The organism is Ruegeria sp. H7 (assembly GCF_056532945.1).
In genome coordinates, this window is the sequence record NZ_JBQFNZ010000016.1 from 25542 (window position 1) to 31924 (window position 6383).

At 61.0% G+C, this 6383-nt stretch carries 6 protein-coding genes; 5 read left to right on the forward strand and 1 reads right to left on the reverse strand.

The genetic code is table 11. The annotated features are described in order from the left end of the window. Positions 1–8: 8 nt before the first annotated feature. On the reverse strand, positions 9–611 hold the full coding sequence (locus ACR0AC_RS20755; protein ID WP_170456626.1) for an XRE family transcriptional regulator: 603 nt from the start codon (positions 609–611) through the stop codon (positions 9–11). A 147-nt stretch (positions 612–758) separates the two neighbouring features. On the opposite strand from ACR0AC_RS20755, the gene glyA reads away from it, so the two are divergent. The 5 genes from glyA to ACR0AC_RS20780 all read left to right on the forward strand — a co-directional run bounded on the left by glyA (position 759) and on the right by ACR0AC_RS20780 (position 6265). Continuing rightward, complete coding sequence (gene glyA, locus ACR0AC_RS20760) at positions 759–2012, forward strand: serine hydroxymethyltransferase (RefSeq protein ID WP_170456624.1); 1254 nt, start codon at positions 759–761, stop codon at positions 2010–2012. An 11-nt stretch (positions 2013–2023) separates the two neighbouring features. Continuing rightward, complete coding sequence (gene lpdA, locus ACR0AC_RS20765) at positions 2024–3403, forward strand: dihydrolipoyl dehydrogenase (protein ID WP_170524585.1); 1380 nt, start codon at positions 2024–2026, stop codon at positions 3401–3403. A 14-nt stretch (positions 3404–3417) separates the two neighbouring features. Continuing rightward, positions 3418–4362 (forward strand): lipoyl synthase, encoded by a 945-nt coding sequence (gene lipA / locus ACR0AC_RS20770; RefSeq protein ID WP_480875849.1) that lies wholly within the window; start codon positions 3418–3420, stop codon positions 4360–4362. Positions 4363–4389: 27 nt separating this feature from the next. Then, positions 4390–5763, forward strand: a complete 1374-nt coding sequence (locus ACR0AC_RS20775) for an alanine/glycine:cation symporter family protein (protein ID WP_170456618.1) — start codon at positions 4390–4392, stop codon at positions 5761–5763. Between the two features lie 79 nt (positions 5764–5842). Next, a complete protein-coding gene (locus ACR0AC_RS20780) occupies positions 5843–6265 on the forward strand; it encodes a universal stress protein (RefSeq protein WP_170456616.1) in 423 nt (140 codons plus the stop codon). Positions 6266–6383 lie beyond the last annotated feature (118 nt).

Here is a 6383-nt window from a genome sequence, read left to right on the forward strand (position 1 = left end):
GAAACGCCCTATTCCAGCGAGACCCAAAGCACCTTTGCATCTTCTTCGCTGGTCGAAATACAGCCGTGTCCCATCCCACTGTCATAATAAAGCGAATCCCCGGCCTTCATCGGCAGGGGGCGGTAGTGTTCCGAGATAAATATCAACTCGCCGCTGAGGACATACATGAACTCTTCCCCGGAATGGCGCACCCACTGGTCGAACTCAGAAATGTCCCGCGCGCGGATCGTGGCGACATAGGGCAACATGCGTTTGCTGGTCAGTTCCGAGCACAACAGCTCGTGCAGATAGGTTGCGGTTTCGCGCATCTCGCCCGCGCCCTTGGGTGTGAAATCGCGACGACCCGTAAGGCCGGACTGACCGGATTGCACGAACAGCTGTGGCGGGTTCATGTCCAGTGCCTGAGTCAGGCGGCGCACGATCTCGAAACTGGGTTTGGTCTGGTTGTTTTCGATCTTCGACAGGGTCGAGCGACCGATTCCCGCGGCGCGCCCGGCCTCTTCCAAAGTCCAGCCTTTTTCGCGGCGCGCATCGCGAATTGACCGCCCCAATGCGGCCCCTTCGCCCTCTTCCTCGTGGGTGGACGCCTCAATCCGTTGGTCTTCGCCCATAAAAATCTCCCTATTTTATTGAAGGTTACCGAGTCTCCGATCATCTCGCAACTTCACAAAAGTGAGAAGGATGTTGCCTTGGGGGAACTTTTTCCACTATAGGAAACAACGTTTCGAACCGAGGATTCGGTTATCGAGGAGGAGAAAATGTTCAAAACACCGCTGCACGAAGCCGATCCCGTTATCGCCACATCGATTGCCCGCGAAGGCACCCGTCAGGCTGAACAGATCGAATTGATCGCATCCGAGAACATCGTTTCCCAGGCTGTGATCGACGCGCAGGGCTCAGTCCTGACCAACAAATACGCCGAAGGTTATCCGGGCCGCCGCTATTATGGCGGGTGCGAATATGTGGATGAGGTCGAGCAGGAAGCCATCGACCGGCTGAAGCAGCTGTTCGGGTGTGAATACGCAAACGTCCAGCCGCATTCCGGCGCGCAGGCCAATGGCGCGGTCAAGCTGGCCCTGCTCAGCCCCGGTGATACGATCCTTGGCATGTCGCTGGATGCAGGCGGCCACCTGACCCACGGTGCGAAGCCCGCGCAATCCGGCAAGTGGTTTCGCCCGGTCCAGTACGGCCTGACCGATGCGGGGCTGATTGACTACGATCAGGTCGCGGCGCTGGCCAAGGCCGAAAAGCCCAAGCTGATCATCGCCGGTGCATCGGCCTATTCTCAGAAGATCGATTTTGCCCGTTTCCGCGCCATTGCCGATGAGGTCGGCGCATGGCTGCTGGCCGACATGGCCCATATTGCCGGTTTGGTTGCGACGGGCCTGCACCCCTCGCCCATCGGACATGCCCATGTGGTGACTTCGACCACCCATAAAACCCTGCGCGGTCCACGTGGCGGGATCATCCTGACCAATGACGAAGCGCTGGCGAAAAAGATCAACTCGGCCGTGTTCCCCGGTTTGCAGGGCGGCCCCCTGATGCATGTCATCGCAGGCAAGGCCGTCGCGTTCGGAGAGGCGCTGCAGCCCGAGTTCAAAACCTACATGCAGCGCGTGATCGACAGCGCGGCGGCTCTGGCCAATGTGATGATGGCGCGCGGGTGTGATATCGTTTCCGGCGGGACGGAAAACCATCTGATGCTGGTCGATCTGCGGCCCATCGGCGTGACCGGCAAAGACGCCGAAGCCGCGCTGGAACGCGCTGGGTTCACTTGCAACAAGAACAGCGTTCCGGGCGATCCCGAGAAACCCACCGTGACAAGCGGCATCCGACTGGGCACCGCAGCTGGCTGCAGCCGGGGCTTTGGCCCCGAAGAGTTCAAGCAGATCGGCCACCTGATCGGCGACGTGCTGGATGCGCTGGCGCAATCCCCCGACGGCGACGAAGCGGTTGAACAAGCCACCCGCCGGAAAGTCCGCGCGATCTGCGCCAGCCACCCGATCTACTGAAAGACCAAGACATGATCTACGACCTGATTGTCATCGGCGGCGGGCCGGGCGGCTATGTTGCAGCCATTCGCGCGGCTCAGCTGGGCATGAAAGTGGCCTGCGTCGAAGGGCGCGGGGCCCTCGGCGGAACCTGCCTGAACGTGGGGTGCATCCCCTCCAAAGCGTTGCTGACCTCCTCGGCCAAATATGCCGATATTGCACATCTCTCCTCCCATGGCATTGCGGTCGAGGGGGCCAGCATCGACGTGGGCGCGATGATGGGACGCAAGGACAAGATTGTTGGCGATCTGACCAAGGGCATCGCGTTTCTGTTCCAGAAAAACGGCGTTGAACTGATCGAGGGCTGGGCCAGCATTCCCGCCGATGGGCAGGTAAAGGTTGGTGACACGGTCTACGAGGCCAAAAACATCCTGATCGCAACAGGGTCCGAGCCGACCCCCCTGCCGGGGATCGAGATTGACGAACAGGATATCCTCAGCTCGACCGGCGCAATTGCTTTGGACGCGGTGCCCGATCATCTGGTGGTGGTCGGTGCGGGCGTCATCGGGTTGGAACTGGGTCAGGTCTGGGCGCGGCTTGGGGCCAAGGTCACGGTGGTCGAATATCTCGACCGTGTTCTGCCGGGCATCGATGGCGAAATTGCCAAACTGGCGCAGCGCGCCTTGTCGAAACGCGGGCTGAAGTTTCAGCTTGGCCGGGCCCTGAAGTCCATCGACAAAAGCGATGGGGGATTGACCCTGACGCTGGACCGGGTCGGCAAGGACAAGGAAGAGGTGATCGAGGCCGACAAGGTTCTGATCGCCGTTGGCCGCCGCCCCGTCACACGCGGGCTTGGGCTGGAAGATCTGGGCGTCGCGCTGGACCCGCGTGGGTTTGTTCAGGTCGATGGCACCTTCCGCACATCGGTTCCCGGCATCTATGCCATCGGCGATTGCATCCCCGGACCGATGCTGGCGCATAAGGCCGAAGAAGACGGCGTTGCCTGCGTCGAGATGCTGGCTGGTGAAGCAGGCCATGTGGATTACAACACCGTTCCCGGCGTGGTTTACACCGACCCCGAGGTCGCCTCGGTTGGACTGACTGAAGAGGCGCTGAAAGAGGCGGGCACCGAATACGCGGTCGGCAAGTTCGCTTTCATGGCCAACTCGCGCGCCCGTTCGACCGGAGAAACCGACGGCGCGGTCAAGGTTCTGGCTGATCCGAACGGCAAAATCCTGGGTGCGCATATCTGCGGTGCCCATGGCGGCGATCTGATTGCCGAACTGGTTCTGGCCATGACCAAAGACGCAACCGTGTCCGAGGTCGCCTCCACCTGTCATGCACACCCAGCCATGGGCGAGGCGGTCAAAGAAGCCTGCCTTGACGCCATGGGCCGCGCGATTCACGCGTAGAAGGGACCAGCCAGATGACCATCCAGCTTCGCCCTCGCCACCCGGAAAAGGCCAAGAAGGCCGACAGCGCCATTCCGCGCAAGCCCAAATGGATTCGCCGGAGAAAGATCGAGGGGCCTGAGTATTACGAAACCCGCCGCCTGATGCGTGACCACAATCTGGCGACGGTGTGTGAAGAGGCCGCCTGCCCCAATATCGGCGAATGCTGGTCGAAACGCCACGCCACCATGATGATCATGGGCGAGGTCTGCACCCGTGGCTGTTCCTTCTGCAATGTCGCTACCGGTCGCCCCGACGCGCTGGATGCGTTCGAGCCGGGGCGCGTTGCGGCGGCGGTGAAAAAGCTGGGCCTGCGCCATGTGGTCATCACCTCGGTGGACCGCGATGATCTGGGCGATGGCGGGGCCGGGCACATCGCCCAGACCATCCGCGCTGTACGCCACCAGAACTCCGGCACCACGGTCGAGGTTCTGACGCCTGATTTCCTGGGCAAGGGCGATGCCGCCGACACCGTGTTCGCGGCTGCCCCGGATGTGTTCAACCACAATCTCGAAACCGTGCCGCATCTGTATCCGACGGTTCGGCCCGGTGCCCGCTACTATGCGTCGCTGCGTTTGCTGGACGATGCCAAGCGCGCCAACCCCGAGATTTTCACCAAATCCGGCTTGATGGTTGGTCTGGGCGAAAGCCTGAACGACGTGCGGCAGGTGATGGATGATCTGCGCGCGGCACAGGTCGATTTCCTGACCGTCGGCCAATACCTGCAGCCGACCCAGAAACATCACCCGATCGACCGGTTCTGGTCACCGGAGGAGTTTGCCCAACTGGAACAGATCGCACGGTCCAAGGGCTTTTTGCACGTGTCAGCCACTCCGCTGACCCGGTCGTCGTTCCACGCGGACGAAGATTTTGCCGCCCTCAGGCAGGCCCGCCAACGGGCCCTCGCCAACGGGGCATAAACCAAACGCAACTGGGAGGGAGAAACCATGGAAGCGTTAAATTCAATCGTAGGGGCCATCAATGGCGTCGTGTGGGGGCCGCTGATGCTGGTCCTCATCCTTGGCGTCGGCTTCTTCTTGCAGGTGGGGCTGAAATTCATGCCGATCCTGCGCATTGGCACGGGCTTCAGCCTGCTGTTCAAAGGCCGTGAAGGTCAGGGCGAGGGGCAGATCAGCCCGTTCAACGCGCTGATGACCTCGCTGTCGGCGACAATCGGCACGGGGAACATTGCCGGTGTGGCCACTGCTGTCTTCCTGGGCGGTCCGGGCGCCTTGTTCTGGATGTGGATGACCGCCCTGGTGGGCATGGCCACCAAATATGCCGAAGCCGTCTGCGCGGTGAAATACCGTGAAAAGGACGAGCTGGGTAACTATGTTGGCGGCCCGATGTACTACATCAAAAACGGTCTGGGCGCGAAATGGGCCTGGCTGGGTGTTGCATTCGCCCTGTTCGGTGCGATTGCGGCCTTCGGCATCGGCAACGGCGTGCAGGCCAACGGTGTGGCGCAGGTTCTGGAATCGAACTTCGGCCTCAACACATCGGTCACCGGCGTGGTTCTGATGGTTCTTACCGCAGCCGTCATCCTGGGTGGCATCACCCGCATTGGTGCGGTTGCCGGTAAACTGGTTCCGTTCATGGCGGTCGCCTACATCGTCGCCGGTCTGCTGGTTCTGCTGATCAACATTGGCAACATTGGCAACGCCCTGTCGCTGGTCTTCACCTACGCCTTCACCCCGTCCGCCGCCGAAGGTGGTTTCGCGGGTGCTGCCGTCTGGGCCGCGATCCGTTTCGGTGTGGCGCGTGGTGTGTTCTCGAACGAAGCCGGTCTGGGCTCGGCCCCGATCGCACATGCCGCAGCCGAGACCAAAGGTCCGGTCAATCAGGGCCTGATCGCGATGCTGGGCACGTTCATCGACACCATCATCGTCTGCTCGATCACCGGTCTGGCAATCATCTCGTCTGGTGCTTGGACATCGGGTGAATCCGGTGCAGCGCTCACCAGCCACGCCTTTGAACTGTCGCTGCCGGGTATCGGCGGGTATCTGATCGCCATCGCTCTGTCGATCTTCGCCTTCACCACCATCCTCGGCTGGTCCTTCTACGGTGAAAAATGCGTCGAGTTCCTGCTGGGCGTCAAATCGCTGATCCCCTACCGCGTCCTGTGGATTGTGATGATCTATTTCGGCGCAACTGCGGATCTGGGCTTCATCTGGCTGCTGGCCGACACACTGAACGCCATGATGGCCATCCCGAACCTGATCGCCCTGGCGCTGCTGAGCCCAATCGTCTTCAAGCTGACGAAAGAGTTCTTTGCCAGCGGAGGCCAGTCGGAAGAGCCCGGCGGTACGCCTGCCGAATAATCCCGGCCTTTGCAAAAACGGGGGGCCAACCCGGCCCCCCGCCTTTGAAACAGATTTCCCTATCTCGAGGAGAGACGTGATGGCGACGAAAATACTGCTGCCAATCGATCACACTGACGACCGCTCGTGGAAGACTGCGCTGCCGGTCGCGTTGGAACAGGCGAAATTCTACGGTGCCGAACTGCACGCGGTGGCCGTCATCCCCGAGATCATCCAGCTGCCGAACCTGCCCGCCAACTATGGCGCGGGTGCCAAAGACCACGTGCGGGGCGCGGTTCAGGCCATTCTGGATCACGGCAATGCCTCGGACGTGCCGGTGCATATCGAAGAAGGCAGCGTCTACCGCGAAATCCTGAAGCTGGCCCATAAGGACGGCTTTGACCTGATCGTCATGGCATCGACCAAGGGCGATTTCCCGAATTATGAGATTGGCCCGAACCTGGCACGAGTGGTGCGCAACGCGCATTGCACCGTCATGGTCGTTCGCGACCAGTCCCGCTGATTGAAAGGTGAGAATTATGTCCGACATGAAACGCACGCCCTTGTACGCCTTGCACGTTGAGTTGGGAGGTAAGCTGGTTGATTTTGCGGGCTGGGAGATGCCTGTCCAGTATCCGATG

Excerpts from the sequence above, each read along its gene's own strand:
- ACR0AC_RS20755 (WP_170456626.1), bottom strand. The coding sequence starts at position 611 with ATGGGCGAAGACCAACGGATTGAGGCGTCCACCCACGAGGAAGAGGGC.
- glyA (WP_170456624.1), top strand. The coding sequence starts at position 759 with ATGTTCAAAACACCGCTGCACGAAGCCGATCCCGTTATCGCCACATCG.
- lpdA (WP_170524585.1), top strand. The coding sequence starts at position 2,024 with ATGATCTACGACCTGATTGTCATCGGCGGCGGGCCGGGCGGCTATGTT.
- lipA (WP_480875849.1), top strand. The coding sequence starts at position 3,418 with ATGACCATCCAGCTTCGCCCTCGCCACCCGGAAAAGGCCAAGAAGGCC.
- ACR0AC_RS20775 (WP_170456618.1), top strand. The coding sequence starts at position 4,390 with ATGGAAGCGTTAAATTCAATCGTAGGGGCCATCAATGGCGTCGTGTGG.
- ACR0AC_RS20780 (WP_170456616.1), top strand. The coding sequence starts at position 5,843 with ATGGCGACGAAAATACTGCTGCCAATCGATCACACTGACGACCGCTCG.